Genomic DNA, 18,342 nt, shown 5'->3' with positions numbered 1-18,342 from the left:
GAATTAAAACGCAACGCTAGAGGTTCGAGTAAAGATGAACATATCGCCACCGCAACTCCTAAACCCAGATGTTTATGTGAGTGGCGATGTCACAATTGATCCCGGGGCTACCCTAGCACCCGGGGTGATCCTACAAGCGGCAGCCGATGGTCAGCTTCGGATCGCTGCGGGGGTTTGTATCGGTCGGGGGGTGATTATTCAGGTTTACCAAGGTATCCTAGAGATAGAGACAGGTGTAGTCTTGGGTTCGGGGGTGTTGATTCTGGGGGCGGGAACCCTGGGGGAAAATGCCTGTATTGGTTCAGAGACAACGATCTTGGAGAGTTCTATTGCATCTCAACAAGTTGTTGCCGCGGGATCTTTAATTGGGGATCGCTCTCGTGTATTAGAACCCCAACAGGTATCTCCGCCAGTGCAATCTGCTCCTGAACCCGCGATCATGTCTCCCTGGTTTGAGGAGCCTGCTCCAGTTTTAGACTGGGTATCCCCTACCTCTGTACCAGAGATTACCCCGGTATTGGACGAGATCCCGGCTCAACCGTCGGATATTCCGCCCAGTCCTGCTGAACCGGAAACGGTTGTCCCCTCTAACCCAGAAAAATCGGAGGAAACGGCTCTGGTTCCCCAGTCCCCAGCATCCTCGGAACTGTCATCTGGGCCCCTTCCTCCGGTCATCTATGGAAAAGAACATCTGAGTCATTTATTAGATACCTTGCTTCCCCATCGCAAAGCCTTCAATCAATCCCAGAGTTGAATTACAGGGGAGTAGGGGAGTAGGGGAGGCAGGGGGAGCAGGGGGCACTTCGACAGGCTCAGTGGCCGCAGGGGAGGCAGGGGAGGCAGGGGAGGCAGGGGAGGCAGGGGAGGTAGGGAAAGTCAACCATTACCTATTAACTATTACCTATTACCCATTACCCATTACCCATTACCCATTACCCAAAACCAATTCGTAATTCGTAATTCGTAATTCGTAATTCGTAATTCGTAATTACCCATAACCCATACGCCACATCCGATCTATCGGAATGATTAAAAATGGACGCAAACAGACGAAATTCCGGCCCTTCTGAACGGTCAAACCAGACCGATTTTAGAGATATGGCTTTGGGTTTAGTTTCCACCCAGAGCTTCCCGGCAATTGTGGGAACGGCGGATATGATGTTAAAGTCCGCCGGGGTTCATTTAGTGGGCTATGAAAAAATTGGTGGGGGACACTGCACAGCAATTGTCCGGGGGAAAATTTCCGAAGTGCGTTTGGCGGTGGAAACCGGAGCGCAAACGGCTAAACAGTTTGGTCAATTTATTTCTAGCTTAGTAATTCCTCGACCCTTTCCAAATTTAGAACTGGTGCTTCCGATTAGTTCCCGTTTATCTAATCTAACCAATGGGGCGGGTCATCGTTTAAGTAATCAGGCCGTGGGGTTACTTGAAACTAGGGGATTTCCGGCGATGGTGGGGGCGGCGGATGCCATGTTAAAGGCGGCGGATGTGAGTTTGATGTCTTATGAACGGATTGGGGCGGGGTTGTGTACGGTGATTATTCGGGGCCCGGTGTCCGATGTGGCGATGGCGATAGAGGCGGGAATGTTTGAAGCTGAACGGATTGGGGAATTAAACGCTGTAATGGTGATTCCTCGACCTTTGGAAGATTTGGATCAAACCTTACCTTTAGCCAGTTGTTGGCTAGAACAGCGTCAACCTTTGAGAGTACCAATTAGTGTGAAGGAACAGGAGAAAGAACTGGTAGAAATCCCCGATTTCCAAAAGTTACCGACTCCGGCTCAAGAAGAATATCTGTGACTATCTTGGTAAATCGAATATAGCTTTCGGTTTGATGGCTAACTTCATAACCCAACCTTCTGAGGGCTTTTACTAAATCTTGACCTTGATCAATCTCTAGGTAATTTCACGAAGCAATTACCTTTTACTGAACAATATGCAGTTAAATTATTTTAGGACGTAATATTTGATCAGGAAAATGACAGTGAACAGCATCTTTTATTTCTTGTTTTAAGATTTCTAAATCATCAGCTTTGGTAATAATTGATTCCCCTAATTCCTGGGCAATATAACCCCCTTCAATATCAGATTCTACTAGGAAAATGATTTCCGTCATGGCTTAAATAACCTTTAGGTGCAGGATGATCGCAGTTTCCCTAATTCTATCACTCAAGGCATGATCTAGTTTTTTAGTAATGCTCGAAATCCGGCTTGCTGGAAATGAGTATCAGCAGTTAGAGCATCAGTAATTCCTCGATTCCGCATGACGATAAATGACAGACAATCTACTAAACCCCATTCTTTATCTTTGCGCTGTTTAAACAAATCGAATCCAGCCATATACAAATCATTGGTCAACAATACAATTTCCACATGGGGATCGGCTTCGAGGGATTCTAACAGTTGGATGGCACCCATTCGGTATTTAGATTTAGAAAGTGCATTACCAATTTCTAGTAAAATAGCTTGAGTAGTGACTAAACGGGCTTGACTAGCTTGCAGTTGATCAGCCAATTGAACAGCCCGTGCATGATTTTGATCTGTAATTGAAGAAAGCGCGATGGCAAAGGAAGTATCTAAAAAAACTTCATTCATGATCAGAAACAGTTTCCCCATATAAATACTGATCAATTTTCTCAGACCAATCTGGATTGCCTTGTAGCTGTAGGGACTGAGCGGTTTCAAGAAATGTTTTAGGGGGCTGTTTTTGGGGTAATATTGTTTCAACAATAATTTTAACCCTTGTACCGATATCTAGGTTTAAGGGAGATTCCAGTTGCAGAGATTTACCATCAAATATGGCATTGATTTCTTGAATCATAATGATTAAAATGCTCTCAAGCAAGTTTTTTGCTGATTTAGATTAATCCCATCATAGCATTTTAATTCCTGGGCAATATACCCCCCTTCAACATCAGATTCTACTAGGAAAATGATTTCCGTCATGGCTTAAATAACCTTTAGGTGCAGGATGATCGCAGTTTCCTTAATTCTATCACTCAAGGCATGAAAAGCAACGATTAAACGATTGAAATTTAGCAATTAATCAAACTAACTCGACTCGATAATTCTCGACAACCCACAAGCGATATAGAAACCGGGTTTCTGCGTAAATTTATTGTTTACCACCGACAATCTTGTAGAGAAACTGGGTTTCTCCTCTCAAATCTGGTACTTAAGGTTGATTATTTTATCTAGGGATGGTTTAGGGTATACTTGATATCAAAATCTTTCAGCCTGAGTAGCTTTAATCATACATGAACCGACAGGCGTTGGTAGTCGGCATTAACCGATATCCTGATCTGGAAAATTTGAAAAGACCGGCTTTCGATGCGGAGGCGATCGCCCATCTTCTCGAAACCTACGGCGGTTTTAAGGTACGCCGATTACCTGCTGGTGTTGCTGATCAGAAATTCAAGGTAAATCCTAAACCTGGTTCTGTAGAAGAAATAGTTAATATTAAGGTATTAGAAGAAGAAATTCTCCAACTGTTCGCCATAGGAGAAAAAGATTGCCCTGATACAGCCTTGCTGTTTTTTGCTGGACACGGTTTGCGAAAACCGAGAGGTTTAAAAGAAGGATTTTTAGCTAGCAGTGATACTAATCCTGAGCAAGAATTATATGGTTTGGCTTTAAATTCACTGCGAGATATTTTACTAGAAAGTGATGTTAAACAGCAGATTATCTGGCTGGATTGTTGTCATGGCGGCCAATTTATCGACGTATTAAATAAAGCCGATCCAGGAAATGCAGGCAAGGTGCGCGATCGCTGTTTTATTGCTGCCTGTAGTGCTTCGGAAACTGCTTACGCCACTGGCAAACATGGCGTACTAACTAGCCTTCTTTTACAAGGACTCGATCCGCAGCCGCGTCAAGTTGGTAAGTGGATAAACAACCTTTTTTTAGCAGATTTCGTTAACCAACAAATACAAACGAATGAATACTGGCGAAACTTTCCTCAGCGTCCAGTTTTTAACAATTCTGGCGGAGCAATTCAACTCATCCAGGGAGTAAAAATTGATAATATAGAAGCAGTTAGTAACCAACAACCTGATATTTGTCCCTACAAAGGTTTGCAAGCGTTTGATTTTAACGATACTGATCCTAAGTATTTTTACGGTCGCACGGCATTAACTGGCGAGTTAATTGAAAAAGTAAGAACCGGGAATTTTTTAGCAGTTCTCGGCCCTTCGGGAAGCGGTAAATCTTCTGTTGTGAGGGCGGGATTGCTTTATCAATTAAAATTAGGACAGCGACTTTTACAGAGCAAACAATGGAAAATCTTGCCCGTGATTCGACCCGGAGAATATCCACTGCAAAGTTTAGCAGAAGCCTTTGCCGAAGGCAATAAAACTGCCTTACGTTGGCTTAAGGATGCACTCAATCAAAATGGGGCTGTAGCACTACAAGAGTTTGTAGCAGATGTTGAAGCAGAACGGGTATTTTTGGTAATCGACCAATTTGAAGAAGCGTTTACTCTGTGTCAAGGAACTGCGAAACAAGAGGCAGAACGTCAACAGTTTTTTGAGTGTTTATTAGGAGCCTTAGATAGCACTGAAAATAAACTTTGTGTTGTTATTACCATGCGGGCAGATTTCTTGGGTAAGTGTGCCGAACAGGAATATGCCGGACTTGCCAAAAAGATTCAAGAGCATTTGGTAACAGTTACACCGATGACTTTTGAGGAGTTAGATGAGGCGATTTGTGAACCAGCAAAGCAGGTAGGTTTAGAAGTAGAACGTCGGTTAGTCACCCAGATGATTGTAGATGTGAAAGATTCTGCGGGTAGTTTGCCACTATTGCAATTTTCTCTTACAGCACTCTGGCAGCAGTGGCATCAACAATGGCAACAGGGAAAACCAGGATTATCTAATCAGCTTACTCTTAATTCTTATAACGAATTAGGGGGTTTAAAGGGAACGCTAGAAGAACAAGCTAATAAAGTTTTTAAGAACTTATCGACAGCGCAAAAGGAGATAGCCAGGTGGATTTTTATCGAGTTAACACAGTTGGGAGAAGATACGGAGGATACTCGTCGCCAAGTCACGAAATATCAATTAGTAGAAACTTTGGGAAGGGGGGAATATTCAGAGGATCTGGTTGAGGAGGTGATCGGGATTTTAAATGATGAAAAAGCCCGGTTAATTGTTACCAGTGAAGAAAATGGAGTGCCAGTGGTTGATATTGCCCATGAAGCGTTGATTAGACATTGGGATAAGTTGTGCGAGTGGGTGAATGCGGAGAGAGAAGCGATTAAAGTTAAACGAGATATAGAGAAAGCAGCGAAGGAATGGGAAAGTAATGATTGCCGTACTGAAGACTTATCTTTATTCTGGTTGGGGCGGAAGTTAGAAAGAGCTAATAATTTTTTGTGGAGGCTTCCTCTTTCTTCTCTTTGTGAGCAATTTATTGAAGTCAGCGAAACTATTCAGGACTTATTGTTTAATATAGACTATTCCGAGCTAGAAAAACCTTTCTATGTAAGAAAGCTAAAATACTGGAGAATTGTTGAGGAAGTCGCTCATTTAGGTTTAATTACTACTGTTCGTTCTTCAATTTTGGATGTCCCAAGATTTCGACTGGGACTTTTACTTTGGGATTCAGATAGCATAGAATCAGAAGTTTTGAATTCTGACAGAAATTACGAATCTAAAATACTTCAGTATCAAAGAGCCATTTTACAGGTTGTTTCACAGGAGTTTCCTCTGCTTATGACAACTCAAAAAGAATTTCAATTATTGCAAAATATTTTAAGAATTGATCAGGAAGATATCGCCCAAATAGAGCAAAGGATTTATTCTAATAAACGCAATTTTATACCTGGCAATGACTTTATTGATGTTACTGTTAAAAGAATAGACGGTTGTTTTAGAAAAACTGTTGATATCCCGGCTGATATGATAGTTTCAGAATTTATATCAGCGGCGCAAGAAGTAGCAAATTTAGAGGGTGTACCGTGTCATTTAATTTTGGAGTATAATAATTTAATACTTTCTCCTTCAATGACTTTTAAAGCTCTCGGTGTACTGTCAGGTGACGTTCTTATTCTCAGTCGAATCGTAGGAGGGGGTGGCGGAATCCAGATTGATTCCCATGAGCAATTTGAGCCTGAAATTTTACATTATCCTACAATTGAACAAATTACCATCACAGTGATGACTTATGATGGGTTAAGAAAAGCTGAAACAGATGTGCCTATTAATTTTATAGTAGAAGATTTGATGCTATCAGCATCAGATCATTTTAATCTTTCACGCGATCTCCTTGACTGTATAGTTTTAAAGCGCACTAATATCCCTTTAAATGGTTTTATGACTCTTAAAGATGCGGGTGTACAGTCAGGTGACATTCTTACGCTCATTCCAATATTAGCAGCGGATGGTGATCCCGCTTTTTTATGATTCAGAGAACGCGATCGCCCTTGATCCTTTTTCCGAAACGCGATCGCGCTCTTCTGCTCAGAATCAGCATCGGATAAAAGAAAGGTTATAATTAATAATTAACTAACTTTGAACCAGATATGACTACAGTTGCGATCGTGCCTGTATTTAATACCAACGGTGAGAAATCTTATCGCGCTATTGCCGGAGATCAACAGTCTGTTGGCACAACTGCGGGTCAATCTTTAGATGGTTTGACTACTTTATTAGGCGAAACAAACTTCAGTGCCTTACTAATTATTCAAAGATTTAACCCCGATGAATTGTTTACTGCCGAACAACAAAAACAATTATCGGAATTAATGAATTTGTGGCGTGCCGCACGCGATCGCGGACAAACCCTTTCTTCCAAACAACAAGCAGAATTAGAAACTCTTGTCGAAGCCGAACTTAAAGCGGCTACATTTCGGACATCGGCTCTTGTAAAACAATGATAAATAATAACAAGAATGCGATCGCGTCTGATTCTACTATAATTAAGAGCAATTCTAACTGACTTTACTCCCATCATGAGCCAACCACCTGCTCTCCCTACTCTCCTGGCCCTGCTTCTGGCAATTAGAGATCCAGATGTCACCCTTAACTCTGACCAGCAAGAGGAACTTTTTACAATAGGAGAACAGCTTCAACTCAATCCTGAAATGAGGGACAAAACCCACGCTAAGTTAATGTCTGTGATTGACTCAAACCCTAAATTAAATGAAAGTTTTACCAAGTATCAAACAGCATTAATTAGTTTTCTAGCAACAGAAAATAGTGAAAATTTAGATTACTTGCCAACTTCAGAAGAAGTGTTAGAGGCACTTCAGACTGGTAATGAATCCAGCCAAATAGAAAGGCGAGGTGTCAAACCTAAAAAATCACAACGCTCTCCAAGTCTCACAATTATTAATGATATTGTTGTTCCGATTCTCAAAAGCGATAATCCGCCGGAAGTTAGCAAAAGTCTGTTTCAGCGTCTATTAGAAAAGTTGTCACAATCTTCTACTGATTCAGATACTCAACCACCAACATTACTTCCTCTAATATGAAAGATCATCTGATTTACCCCACAATTGACCTCTATCTCTACGATTTGCGTCAGGGACTAGGGCAGGATTTGGCTACTCGGAAAGAGAATGAGCTAGTATCTTTAAATAAATTGCCTCCCTCTTTACAAAACAAGATTAAGGCATCTCCCCCGCATGAAAAAATGGAGTGGGAAACAGAATTTGTACGGTTATTAACAGAAGAATGCGAATTTATAGAACCGCTCAACCTTCCGTCTGAATATAAAGCTAAATATGAAGGATATTACTATCCGGTGCAACTGAGTGATACTGATGCGCTGATGGTTGACTGTTCGGTGAGCGATCGCACTTCTAATACTTCTATTCAAGAAATAACAACGCTTAAAAAAATTATAGTTAATCAGGTTATCAAAAATCAAGGGGGTAGCTTAGGGCAAACTTGGTTAATTAGTGGTCAAATCCCCTCAACTATTAAAATAGAAGATGTTGAAAACTTGGCTCAAAAATGTTATAATTTGCTAGTAGAAAAAGAAGCAGATTCTCAAGGAAAACCCCAAGGTGAGGGAAAGTTATTAGGGGGAAGATTCTTTGAATGGAATCCCCATAATTTAAACGATACTCCTCAAAAAGCACTCGATGATTTACAGCAAAAAAATCCTCATGTAATCATTATATTATATCCCGACTTAAAGGCAATAGAAAATGCAGCAGAATTAATTGATCACTGGATGCAATTGTTTTGCCATCGCCATAAAATTCTTTGGGCTTATGTACAAAGTCGGCTCGTTAAACGACAGTTAGAAGCTGAATTTGTAGAGGTTCAAAATTACGTCAAAGAGTTTAAAACTCAAGGATACGAAGGATTTAATCTGAACGAACTTAGTCAAAAAGTCAGTGATGCTGATAATCTATTTTCTGATTATGCCATCAATCTCAGTTATTTAGAATTTCAGAGAAGTACGATTGAAGTTAATCTGGATAGCTACCGCCAACAGCTTAAAGAATTAGTTGCTAAAGTATGTGAAAAAAACCCAGAATATGAAGTAAAATGCTTAGAGCAGTTTCATTCCTACGCTCGAAATAAATACTTAAAACAAGTTAATAAAGACTCGGAAAATCTGAGTGCGGGGTTAAAGATGCTAGAAGTTGCAGTCAACTTAATTCGAGTTAACTTGCAAGTCAGAGAAGCAAAGAGCGATCGCACATTTCAAAATACACTGGGTATTGTGGGTGCGGGTTTAGCTGCGGCTTCTGTAACGGCTTCAATTTCTGGACAATTCCCCTATGTTGTTGAACCTGCTACTATTATCAATTCAGGGGAAGTAAAAGCGACTGTAGAGCAGAATTTAGGGCAAGTTTTGAGGAGTTTGACAATTCCAGAATCTTGGTTAATGCCCTCTATTTCACTGGTTTTGAGCCTGATCATAGGCTTGATCGTAGCGGGGTTAACGGGGTTAGTTATCGGGTTGCTGGGATTAGGGAATCATGTTAAGAAGAAATAAGCTATTGAACAGGTTAATAAACTCATCTGAGTGAATATCTTACTTAAATTTGACTATGAAAATTGCGATCGCTCAACTTAACCCCACCGTTGGAGACTTAACCGGAAACGCCCAACGGATATTAGAAGCAGCCGAAAAAGCCTTTACCGCCGGATGTGATTTGTTATTAACTACGGAATTATCTTTGACGGGATATCCCCCGCGAGATTTATTGATTCGTCCTAGTTTTATTCAAGCAGCAACGGAAAAGTTAGAGCAATTAGCAAGAGATTTACCGTCAGCAATTGCGGTATTAGTAGGAACAGTTCAACAAAATTTAGACTATCAAAAAAATGGGGGAAACCCGATTTATAATAGTGCAGCGTTATTAGAACAGGGTGAAATTAAACAATATTTTCAAAAGCGATTATTACCAACCTATGATGTTTTTGATGAAGATCGATATTTTGAACCGGGGTTAGAAAGTAATTTTTTTGTTTTAGAAAATTCTGGAGATAGAATTAAAATTGGGGTGACAATCTGTGAGGATTTATGGAATGATGAATCATTCTGGGGTAAACGGAATTATGCTTGTAATCCTTTAGCAGAATTAGCCGAGAAAAATATAGATTTAGTGGTTAATTTATCGGCTTCTCCCTATCAAGTGGGAAAACAGAAATTCAGACAATCTTTAATTAGTCATAGTGCAAAACGGTATAATATTCCGATTCTATATGCGAATCAAGTGGGGGGAAATGATGATTTAATTTTTGATGGTTGTAGTTTTGCATTTAATAGAAATGGCGATAAAATATTAAGTTTAAAAGATTTTGATACGGATTTTGAGATTATAGAATTTGATTCAAATATACAAGATTTAACTGCTATTTCTGCCCAAAACCAGGAAATAAACTTAACTGAAAGTGAGGATCAAGAAATTTGGTTAGCGTTGGTTTTGGGGGTAAAAGATTATGTGCAAAAGTGTGGATTTTCTCAAGTTATTTTAGGGTTAAGTGGGGGAATAGATTCGGCTTTAGTGGCTGCGATCGCAACGCAAGCATTAGGCAAAGAAAAGGTTTTAGGGGTGTTAATGCCCTCTCCCTATAGTTCCGATCATTCGATTCAAGATGCCTTAGAATTAGCGAATAATTTAGGAATACAAACCCAAACTTTACCCATTGGGGATTTAATGCAAACCTTTGATCAAACCCTAGAACCCATGTTTGCAGAAACCCCATTTGGGTTAGCAGAAGAAAACCTGCAATCGCGCATCCGAGGCACATTATTAATGGCGGTTTCTAATAAATTCGGACATTTGCTATTAACCACAGGAAATAAATCAGAAATGGCAGTGGGATATTGTACCTTATATGGCGATATGAATGGGGGATTAGCGGTAATTGCCGATGTGCCGAAAACCCGGGTTTATTCCTTATGTTCTTGGTTTAATCAATATCATGGGAAAAACATTATTCCTGAGCATATTTTAACAAAACCGCCGAGTGCAGAACTCAAACCTGGACAGGTCGATCAGGATTCTTTACCCCCCTATGAAATTTTAGATGATATTCTATATCGTTTAATTGAAAAACATCAATCCTTAGCTGAAATTGTGGAAGCAGGACATCAAGAATCGGTGGTTCAGAAAGTGATTAAATTAGTAATGATTGCGGAATTTAAACGCCGTCAAGCTGCCCCAGGATTAAAAATTAGCGATCGCGCTTTTGGAACCGGATGGAGAATGCCTATTGCTAAAATATTGAGTGAATTCTAATAATTTTATATTGTTTTTTATTAGGACTTACGCAGAATACCCAATTATACACCATCTGTAGGGGCGAACGGCTGTTCGCCCCTACTAGATATGGTTGTTTTGCGTAAGTCCTGTTTATATTAGATATCTTGAGTTTGGATTCTGATTAAATCCCGTAGCCACATTTGAAAGGGAACATGATCAGAATTCTTAGACCAAATTTGCATATAGTTGTACTGACCCAAATCAATTGGGGGATCAAATATGGTGATCTTAGCTATACTGGCAAATATTAAAGCAATCCGACGGGGTAAAGTCAAAATCATATCGGTTTGACCCACAATTAGAGCCGCAGATAGGAAATGGGGTAACTTTAACCTGACTCGACGTTCGACTCCCAATTCTTCTAAAATGCGATCAACATGACTTTTAGATGATTTCTTAATTGAGTTAATGGGTAAGCCTGTAATCGTAATTAAAGCGTGGGGCCAAGCAATGTAGGATTCCAGAGTAATCCCTTTTTTAATAATAGGATGTTCTACCCTAACAATCGAGACAAAATCCTCCGTAAATAAATTTTCATATCCAAATTCATTAGTTTTATCTAGGTCTACTATCCCCAAACCGAGATCAAGCTCTCCATTTTTGATCCGATCCAAAGTTTCAGGATGCCAGTCATAACATTCGATATCAATATAAGGATTCTTCAAAGAAAGTTCTCTCAAAACTGAAGGCAAGATCACAGTAGTGGCGTAATCTGAAGCGGCGATCCGAATCGTCCCCCGAGCTAATTCCGGGATGAAAATTGGTTCTGTAACTAACTTTTCGATATCAAACAGGATGCTTTCTAGGGATAGTTTCAAAGCTAAAGCCCTAGGCGTAGCCCGCATTCCCGCAGATGAGCGCTCTAGCAAGGGATCGTTAAACATTTTTCGGAGTCTTTTTAAAGCATGGCTAGTTGCGGATTGACTTAAATTCAATTTTTGGCTGGCTTTAGTAACGCTATTTTCCTCCAGTAGAACTTTTAAAATTGTTAACAAATTTAGGTCTATTTGCTTAATATCGATTTGCTGCATACCTATAATTAAAAATATTCATTTTACAAAAGAACCAAGTTAACCTGATAATTCAACTTGTATTTACAAATAGGAATTTTTTTATGACTGAATTTAACAATGGCAGCCTCAAAGGTGGCTTCGGATTTCAAGATCAAGGTACTCGTAAAACTACCAATCCTGATGGCACTGTTTCTACTGTATCCTATTCTGCTTTGAGAACAGCTAATTTTGATGGTAATGGAGCTCATACAGGTAAGGGTTTTGTTAGCATTGACGGGCAGGAAGTAGGTTATAGCGTGACAGGGACTTACAAAGTTGACAATGATGGCACATTCTCTCTGGATGCTACCCAGTCTTATGAAGATGGAAGACCATCTCAACCATACAAACAGTTTGGTGTAGTGATTCGCGGTGGTAATGAAATCCTTGTAATCCAAACAACTGATGGTAAAAACCAAAGCGGAAAATATCAGAGCCAGACTAATTATTAAGAGAAATAAAGAGAATTTTTAAGTCAAAAGATTAAATTTATCCTTACCTCCGTCAATCTTATAGCAACCGCCAAGGCAGTTAGGACACCAGACGGATCTTGGAACCCAGACAGTGAAGTATTTTCCCGCCTGTTCCCTGCTATAAAGTTGCTTTGACGGAGATTTTTCAATTCACAGAAACCTGATTTTGTATCCAAACACTAAAAATTTAGATTGACAAATTTAGGTCTATTTGCTCAATATCGATTCGCTGCATATCTATAATTAAAAATATTCATGTAGCTAAAATAAAAATTTCTAAATTTCATGGGACAATGGCAAAGTACAGGTGAAAGTTGTTTGAATTTCAAAAACAAACAACTTTTTTGGGAATAATGAAATAAATGAAACTGATGTTGATAAAGATAGAGGATTCTTGGTTCTCTAAAAACAACATTTTGTGCTTCCAGCTACGTTTATATCATAAACCCAAAATCTCCCCAAAAAACGGAAACTTACTTAGTATAGGGTGAATATTAACCAATGTCAGACATAACTAATGTTTTAGCGATCGCAGCCGGGGCAGTTCCTGGGGCAATATCTCGGTATCAAATTACCGAATGGACAAAAACCAAATTTGGAACCAAATTTCCCTACGGAACATTTGTGATTAATTTAACTGGATGTTTGGCGATGGGTTTCTTCTTCACCATTTCCAAAGGAATTACAGGCTATCCTAAAGAATTAGATTTACTGATTAGAACGGGATTTTTAGGCTCTTACACCACATTTTCAACCTATGGCTTTGACACCCTAAGTTTATGGCGGAATAAAGAAACCTTTCCCACGGCTTTTTATTGGGCTGGGAGTGCAATTTTAGGGTTAGGAGCAGTCATGGTAGGAGTAGCACTTGCCAATATTGTTGTAGTCCCAACCTCATAAATAGGTTGAAATTTAGCTGACAAAAAACCGCAAATCCTCAATATTTTAGGCAAAAAACAATGGAATTTTTGAAAGGACGTTATTCCCTGGCTATAGCCATCGGGGCGATTTTTGGTGCATTGAGTCGTTTCTATTTCACCGAAGCCGCCAAAGCAATTTTTGGCAAAGATTTTGGCTTTTATGGAACATTCTTTATTAACGTCACCGGCTGTTTATTGATTGCTTATATTTTGACTTTAGCGATCGAGAATATTCGGTTGATCTCCCCGGAATTCCGACTAATGACGACAACGGGTTTCTGTGGTGCCTATACAACCTTTTCGACTTATGGGTTAGAAACCAATGGTTTTTTAACCAAAGGCGATACCACGACGATGTTACTTTATTTTGTTGGCAGTGCGGTAGTGGGAATGATTTGTGTCCAAATCGGTGTTTTATTAGCAAGAGCAAGTCTGCAAAAGACTTAAATTGCGGCGGTTTGTAGTCAAATGAGGCAGGCTGACAGTGGCTGTAATCCTAATTAGTAAAGGAGTTGATGGTTGAGGGAAAATATTTCTAAACTTCAGCATTCTGCTGTTAAAGCAGTGATCAATAAATTATATCTAATTAGTTGCTTGCTGACCGTTAGTTTTAGTTGCTGGATCTATCAAATTTTGCCAGTTCATGCGGAGGCTTTGACCCCGCCCAAAACCTGTCAAATTGGAGTTTATTTGACATCATTGCGAGATTTTAATCCAGCAGAGAACTCATTTGCTGCAAATTTCTGGATCTGGAGTGTCTGTCCTTTTGAGAATATGAAACCTTTAGAAACCCTGAAGGTTTTAGATAGTAAGGAAGTTAGCAAAAATTACGACAGGTTTTCGCGGAATGAAAATCTGTCCGATCTATTTGGATCGAGTACAAATGTCTTCTGGTCTGGACAGGAAATTAGTACAACTCTCTATTACAACTGGGACACAAATAACTATCCATTTGATCGCCATGTATTGCAAATTATACTGGAGGAAACCCAGTTAGATGCTTCTAGTTTCGTTCATACCCCAGATTATGCTGGCTCCAGCTATCAGAAAGATATGAATTTGGCGGGTTGGAGAATTACAGATTTTAGGATTTCTCAAGTTAATTTTCCTTATCAAACTAGCTTTGGTAATCCGTCCATTCAAAAAGATCCCAATTACCGTCGTTCGCGCATCGTGGTTTCAGTTACGATTAATCGGGAGAGCAAAGTTAGCTTCTTTAAACTTTCTTTGGGGGTTTATGCCGCGGTAGCACTGTCAATTATCACATTGCTGCTGGATGAAGATTTTGGGGATCGAATGGGTATTTTTGTCGGAACTTTGTTTGCCGTTTTAGTTAATATGCAAACAGCAACATCCGAGTTAGGAAGTAGTAATTCCGTCACCCTGATTGATTTCATTCACATCATGGCAATTATTTACATTTTCATCACAGCCAGTCTGCTAGTTTATACACGATTTTTAAGCGAATCAGAACAGGAACAATTGTCACGGGATTTAATGCGACGTTTTGCTGTTCCAATCCTGTCCGGTTCATTTGTTGTTCTTAATATTGTTGTTATTGCTCACGCAGCAATCGTGGGTTAAATAAAAATGCTAATTCTACTTTTCTACGCTGGAAAAGACCTGTTTGCGATTAGTAGTTCCTATATTGTTGAGGTAATTCCGCGAGTTAGTTTCAGGAAAGTACATCATGTACCCGAATATGTGGCGGGTTTATTTAATTACCGAGGAGTAATTCTTCCCGTGATTGACATAAGCCAATTAATCCAAGGAACTCCAGGGCGATCGCACCTCAGTACCCGAATTATTATTGTTAAATATCCTAACCAGAAAGGAGTACCACAATATTTAGGTCTGATGGCCGAGCGGGTAACGGAGACTCTAAATATATCAAGTACAGACATTAAAGATTCCAGTATTCGAGTTGATGAAGCACCCTACTTAAGTGGCACAATCATTGATGAAAAACGGATTATTCAATGTCTTCAGCTTGAGAAACTTTTCAGCGATGAACAACACGCTTACCTGCTTATGGGTGAAAAAACTTAATTAAACAGGAGTTCTAATTAATTCGTAATTCCCAATTCGTAATTCGTAATTCATAATTCCCCATTCCTAATACCATGTTTAACAATATTACTAACCGCCTGATCCTAGGCTTCTCTGTGCCGATTCTGTTTCTAATTATCCTAGGCTCCATGCTGTTTTCCGGCATCGGAAACCTAGTCCAATTGCAGTTAGACTCAAAGCAAGCAGGTGATCACATCAGCAGTACAGATGCCTATGCTTACGATGTCGCCAGGATTATCGCCAGTATCCGAGGATATGCTCTTTATCCGAAAGATCCTTACTATCGCGGGACTTATGATAAAGCCAGAGAAAGTATGCTGGCGAACAAGCAGGAATTGGCAACAATTGCCGATCCACAGACGCGAGAAGCTATAAACGCCATGATCCAGATTGGTGATGAGTACGATAGCGTTGCAGCAGGTGTTTATACCCTAGTCGATGCCGATAAACTGAACGAAGCCAAACAACAAATTTTAATTCCTCGGATTGCCAGACTAGCTGAAGCCAGCGAGCGGGCGCATACAATTCTTGAAGCTAAACTAAATGATAATTTACTCCAAGCCCAAAAAGCCAAGCAGTTTCAGACTTTGCTAATCATTTTAGGAACCCTAGTAACGATTGTGGCAAGTCTGGCGGCAGCCTTTATGATCACATTGCCCATCCGACGAGATCTACCCAAGGTGGTGAAAGCAGCAGAGCAGATTGCTGAAGGAGATTTACAACAAACCCTTGAAGTCAGCAACGATACTACCGAAATTGGTAAGTTGATGGCCGCGTTTCACTATATGTCCAAAAAACTGAATACACTGATTCTCCAGATGCAAAAGTCAGGAGTCCAGATCAGTACATCTTCCACTCAAATCGCCGCCGCCGGAAAAGAATTAGAAGCCACCGTTGTCGAGCAACTGGCTTCCACCAATGAAGTCAGCGCCACCTCCCAGCAGATTGCCGCCACCTCCAAAGAATTGGTCAGAGTCATGGAGCAGGTGACACAGATGGCACAGTCCACCGCCACCTCCGCCGGAGCCAGTCATAATGACCTAAATCGCATGGAAACCGTCATGCGCGAACTTTCCGGTGCCACCACCAGCATTACTAGCAAACTAGGGGTAATGAATGAAAAGGCAAATAATATTAATAGTGTGGTGACTACTATTAATAAAGTGGCTGACCAGACTAACCTGCTTTCGCTGAATGCCGCGATCGAAGCCGAAAAAGCCGGGGAATATGGGGCGGGGTTTGCGGTGGTCGCTAGGGAAATCCGTCGCTTGGCCGATCAAACCGCCGTCGCCACCTTAGAAATTGCTCAGATGATTAAAGAGATGCAATCAGCCGTTTCTTCCGGTGTGATGGAAATGGATAAATTCAGTAAATCCGTGGTTGATAGCGTTGCCGATGTCAGCAAAATTAGCGAGCGGGTGACTCAGGTAATTGAGCAAGTACAAGGATTGACCCCCCGCTTCGAGCGAGTGAGTCAGAGCATTGAGGAACAATCCCAGGGAGCGCAACAGATTAGTGAAGCCATGGGGCAACTCAGTCAAGCATCCCAGCAGACAGTAGACTCTTTACGAGAGACAAACAGTGCCGTAGAAAGGCTTGACGAGGCAGCAAATGGATTGCGCAGAGAAATTGCTAAGTTCAAAACCGCCTAGGCTGGGATATAGACACTCTTGCAATAGGGAAGAAATAATTTATTCTTCCTACTCCCCTACCTCCTCTACGGCCACTGAGCCTGTCGAAGTGCCCCCCGCCTCCCCTGCTTCTTCTGTTCCCCGTTCCCTGTTCCCTGCTATATGGTATTAGATAAAATCGCCAGATTGTTAAGCCAAACCATCGGCTTAGATCCCGATATCGCCAGCCCTAGCCAGATTGCCAGATCTGCCGAGACTCGTCGAGTCAGATGTAAATTACCGGATCTGGAAAGCTATTGGGCAAGGTTACAAACCTCCGCGACCGAATTAGAGGAACTGATCGAAATTCTGATCGTTCCCGAAACTTGGTTTTTCCGAGATGGTAAACCCTTTGATTACCTCAAAACATACATCACCTCAGAATGGCGACCGTCGCCAAACCGCAATATTTTGCAAGTGCTGAGTGTGCCATCTTCTACAGGGGAAGAACCTTACTCCATAGCGATCGCTTTACTCGAAGCGGGTCTGCATCCCAAACAGTTCCAGATCGATGCCATCGATATTAGCCATCGATCACTGGCAAAAGCAAGGCGGGGAGTCTACACTAAAAATTCCTTTCGGGGCGAGGACTGGAAATTACGAGCACATTACTTTCAGCAAACGGAGCAGGGTTATGAACTCCCTGAATCTATTCGTAAGCTCGTTAATTTTCAGCAGGGGAATGTCTTAACCGCCCTTGCTCTGACTCAAAAGCAATACAACATTATCTTCTGTCGTAACTTATTAATCTATTTGAAATCCGAAGTTTGCGAACAAGTATTAGCAGCCCTTGATCGCTTGCTAATCCCCTCTGGACTAATGTTTGTGGGAGCGTCTGAAACGGGAAAAATTGTCGCAGACCCCTATAAATCCATCCGTCAGCCCTTCACCTTTGCCTATCGCAAGCAAGAGGGAACAGGGGGAGCAAGGGGAGCAGGGGAGGTAAGGGGCACTTCGATAGGCTCAGTGGCCGCAGGGGGAGCAGGGGGAGTATGGGAGAAGGGGAGAAGGGGCGAAATAATTAACACCCCGACACCCGACAGCCGACACCCGACACCTATTAACAGTCAACAGTCAACAGTCAACAGTCAACCCTCTATTAATTTACAAGCCGTGAGACAAATGGCGGATGAAGGGCGACTAGCAGAGGCAACTACCCTTTGTCAGAGCTATTTGAGTGATCATCCCACCAGTGCGGACGCTTATGTTCTTTTAGGGGAACTCTATCAAGCTAACCAACAAAATAGGCAAGCGGAACAGTGCTTTCAACGGGCTATCTATCTCGATCCCAATTCCTATCCCGCTTTAGTTCACTTAGCATTGTTGAAAGAAAATCAAGGCGATCCAGTTGGAGCAAACCTTATTCAGCAGCGAATTTCAGCCCTGGGATCACGGTTTCAGAACAGACGTTTAGAAGGGGAAACCTAA

Annotated in this window: 18 protein-coding genes; 14 read left to right on the top strand and 4 right to left on the bottom strand. The window is 41.1% G+C overall.

Annotated elements, in window-relative coordinates:
• Positions 1-34: 34 nt before the first annotated feature.
• Both PL9631_RS04590 and PL9631_RS04585 read left to right on the top strand, forming a co-directional pair.
• A complete protein-coding gene (locus tag PL9631_RS04590; RefSeq protein WP_083617518.1) occupies positions 35-754 on the top strand; it encodes an LbetaH domain-containing protein in 720 nt (239 codons plus the stop codon).
• A gap of 281 nt (positions 755-1,035) precedes the next feature.
• Positions 1,036-1,800: a carbon dioxide-concentrating mechanism protein gene (locus PL9631_RS04585; protein WP_083617517.1), complete on the top strand. Its 765-nt coding sequence runs from the start codon at positions 1,036-1,038 to the stop codon at positions 1,798-1,800.
• A gap of 142 nt (positions 1,801-1,942) precedes the next feature.
• On the opposite strand, the gene PL9631_RS04580 is transcribed toward PL9631_RS04585, so the two are convergent.
• The 3 genes from PL9631_RS04580 to PL9631_RS04570 all read right to left on the bottom strand — a co-directional run bounded on the left by PL9631_RS04580 (position 1,943) and on the right by PL9631_RS04570 (position 2,821).
• The gene (locus tag PL9631_RS04580; RefSeq protein WP_083617515.1) at positions 1,943-2,116 is read right to left on the bottom strand and encodes a 2-oxoisovalerate dehydrogenase E1 subunit beta; all 174 of its coding nucleotides are present in this window, start codon (positions 2,114-2,116) and stop codon (positions 1,943-1,945) included.
• Between the two features lie 65 nt (positions 2,117-2,181).
• Positions 2,182-2,595, bottom strand: a complete 414-nt coding sequence (locus PL9631_RS04575) for a type II toxin-antitoxin system VapC family toxin (RefSeq protein WP_083617514.1) — start codon at positions 2,593-2,595, stop codon at positions 2,182-2,184.
• Positions 2,588-2,821 carry a hypothetical protein gene (locus PL9631_RS04570; RefSeq protein WP_083617513.1) on the bottom strand — a complete coding sequence of 78 codons (234 nt, stop codon included), beginning with the start codon at positions 2,819-2,821 and terminating at the stop codon, positions 2,588-2,590. The genes PL9631_RS04575 and PL9631_RS04570 overlap by 8 nt, the downstream gene beginning before the upstream one ends.
• Before the next feature lie 436 nt (positions 2,822-3,257).
• Between PL9631_RS04570 and PL9631_RS04565 the strand changes: the two genes are divergently transcribed.
• The 5 genes from PL9631_RS04565 to PL9631_RS04545 all read left to right on the top strand — a co-directional run bounded on the left by PL9631_RS04565 (position 3,258) and on the right by PL9631_RS04545 (position 10,705).
• A complete protein-coding gene (locus tag PL9631_RS04565; RefSeq protein ID WP_083617511.1) occupies positions 3,258-6,401 on the top strand; it encodes an nSTAND1 domain-containing NTPase in 3,144 nt (1,047 codons plus the stop codon).
• Positions 6,402-6,520: 119 nt separating this feature from the next.
• On the top strand, positions 6,521-6,874 hold the full coding sequence (locus tag PL9631_RS04560; protein ID WP_083617509.1) for a hypothetical protein: 354 nt from the start codon (positions 6,521-6,523) through the stop codon (positions 6,872-6,874).
• 75 nt (positions 6,875-6,949) lie between these two features.
• Complete coding sequence (locus PL9631_RS04555; protein ID WP_083617507.1) at positions 6,950-7,471, top strand: hypothetical protein; 522 nt, start codon at positions 6,950-6,952, stop codon at positions 7,469-7,471.
• Positions 7,468-8,952 carry a hypothetical protein gene (locus PL9631_RS04550; RefSeq protein ID WP_083617505.1) on the top strand — a complete coding sequence of 495 codons (1,485 nt, stop codon included), beginning with the start codon at positions 7,468-7,470 and terminating at the stop codon, positions 8,950-8,952. Before PL9631_RS04555 ends, PL9631_RS04550 begins: the two co-directional genes overlap by 4 nt.
• A 55-nt stretch (positions 8,953-9,007) precedes the next feature.
• Positions 9,008-10,705, top strand: coding sequence for an NAD+ synthase (locus PL9631_RS04545; protein WP_083617504.1), 1,698 nt, complete (start codon positions 9,008-9,010; stop codon positions 10,703-10,705).
• 119 nt (positions 10,706-10,824) lie between these two features.
• On the opposite strand, the gene PL9631_RS04540 is transcribed toward PL9631_RS04545, so the two are convergent.
• Positions 10,825-11,760, bottom strand: coding sequence for a LysR family transcriptional regulator (locus PL9631_RS04540; protein WP_083617501.1), 936 nt, complete (start codon positions 11,758-11,760; stop codon positions 10,825-10,827).
• A gap of 83 nt (positions 11,761-11,843) precedes the next feature.
• On the opposite strand from PL9631_RS04540, the gene PL9631_RS04535 reads away from it, so the two are divergent.
• From PL9631_RS04535 to PL9631_RS04505, 7 genes are all read left to right on the top strand, one after another.
• A complete protein-coding gene (locus tag PL9631_RS04535) occupies positions 11,844-12,233 on the top strand; it encodes a hypothetical protein (RefSeq protein ID WP_083617499.1) in 390 nt (129 codons plus the stop codon).
• A gap of 522 nt (positions 12,234-12,755) precedes the next feature.
• Positions 12,756-13,154 carry a fluoride efflux transporter CrcB gene (gene crcB / locus PL9631_RS04530; protein WP_083617497.1) on the top strand — a complete coding sequence of 133 codons (399 nt, stop codon included), beginning with the start codon at positions 12,756-12,758 and terminating at the stop codon, positions 13,152-13,154.
• 59 nt (positions 13,155-13,213) lie between these two features.
• Positions 13,214-13,621, top strand: coding sequence for a fluoride efflux transporter CrcB (crcB, locus tag PL9631_RS04525; RefSeq protein ID WP_083617495.1), 408 nt, complete (start codon positions 13,214-13,216; stop codon positions 13,619-13,621).
• Between the two features lie 327 nt (positions 13,622-13,948).
• Positions 13,949-14,758 (top strand): ligand-gated ion channel, encoded by an 810-nt coding sequence (locus PL9631_RS04520; RefSeq protein WP_231516641.1) that lies wholly within the window; start codon positions 13,949-13,951, stop codon positions 14,756-14,758.
• A 6-nt stretch (positions 14,759-14,764) separates the two neighbouring features.
• Positions 14,765-15,223, top strand: a complete 459-nt coding sequence (locus PL9631_RS04515; protein WP_083617493.1) for a chemotaxis protein CheW — start codon at positions 14,765-14,767, stop codon at positions 15,221-15,223.
• A gap of 74 nt (positions 15,224-15,297) precedes the next feature.
• Positions 15,298-16,896, top strand: coding sequence for a methyl-accepting chemotaxis protein (locus PL9631_RS04510; protein WP_083617491.1), 1,599 nt, complete (start codon positions 15,298-15,300; stop codon positions 16,894-16,896).
• Positions 16,897-17,037: 141 nt separating this feature from the next.
• Positions 17,038-18,342 carry a CheR family methyltransferase gene (locus PL9631_RS04505; protein ID WP_083617489.1) on the top strand — a complete coding sequence of 435 codons (1,305 nt, stop codon included), beginning with the start codon at positions 17,038-17,040 and terminating at the stop codon, positions 18,340-18,342.

This window comes from Planktothrix paucivesiculata PCC 9631, assembly GCF_900009265.2.
GTDB lineage: Bacteria > Cyanobacteriota > Cyanobacteriia > Cyanobacteriales > Microcoleaceae > Planktothrix > Planktothrix paucivesiculata.
This window is presented reverse-complemented; position numbering and strand designations above follow the sequence as displayed.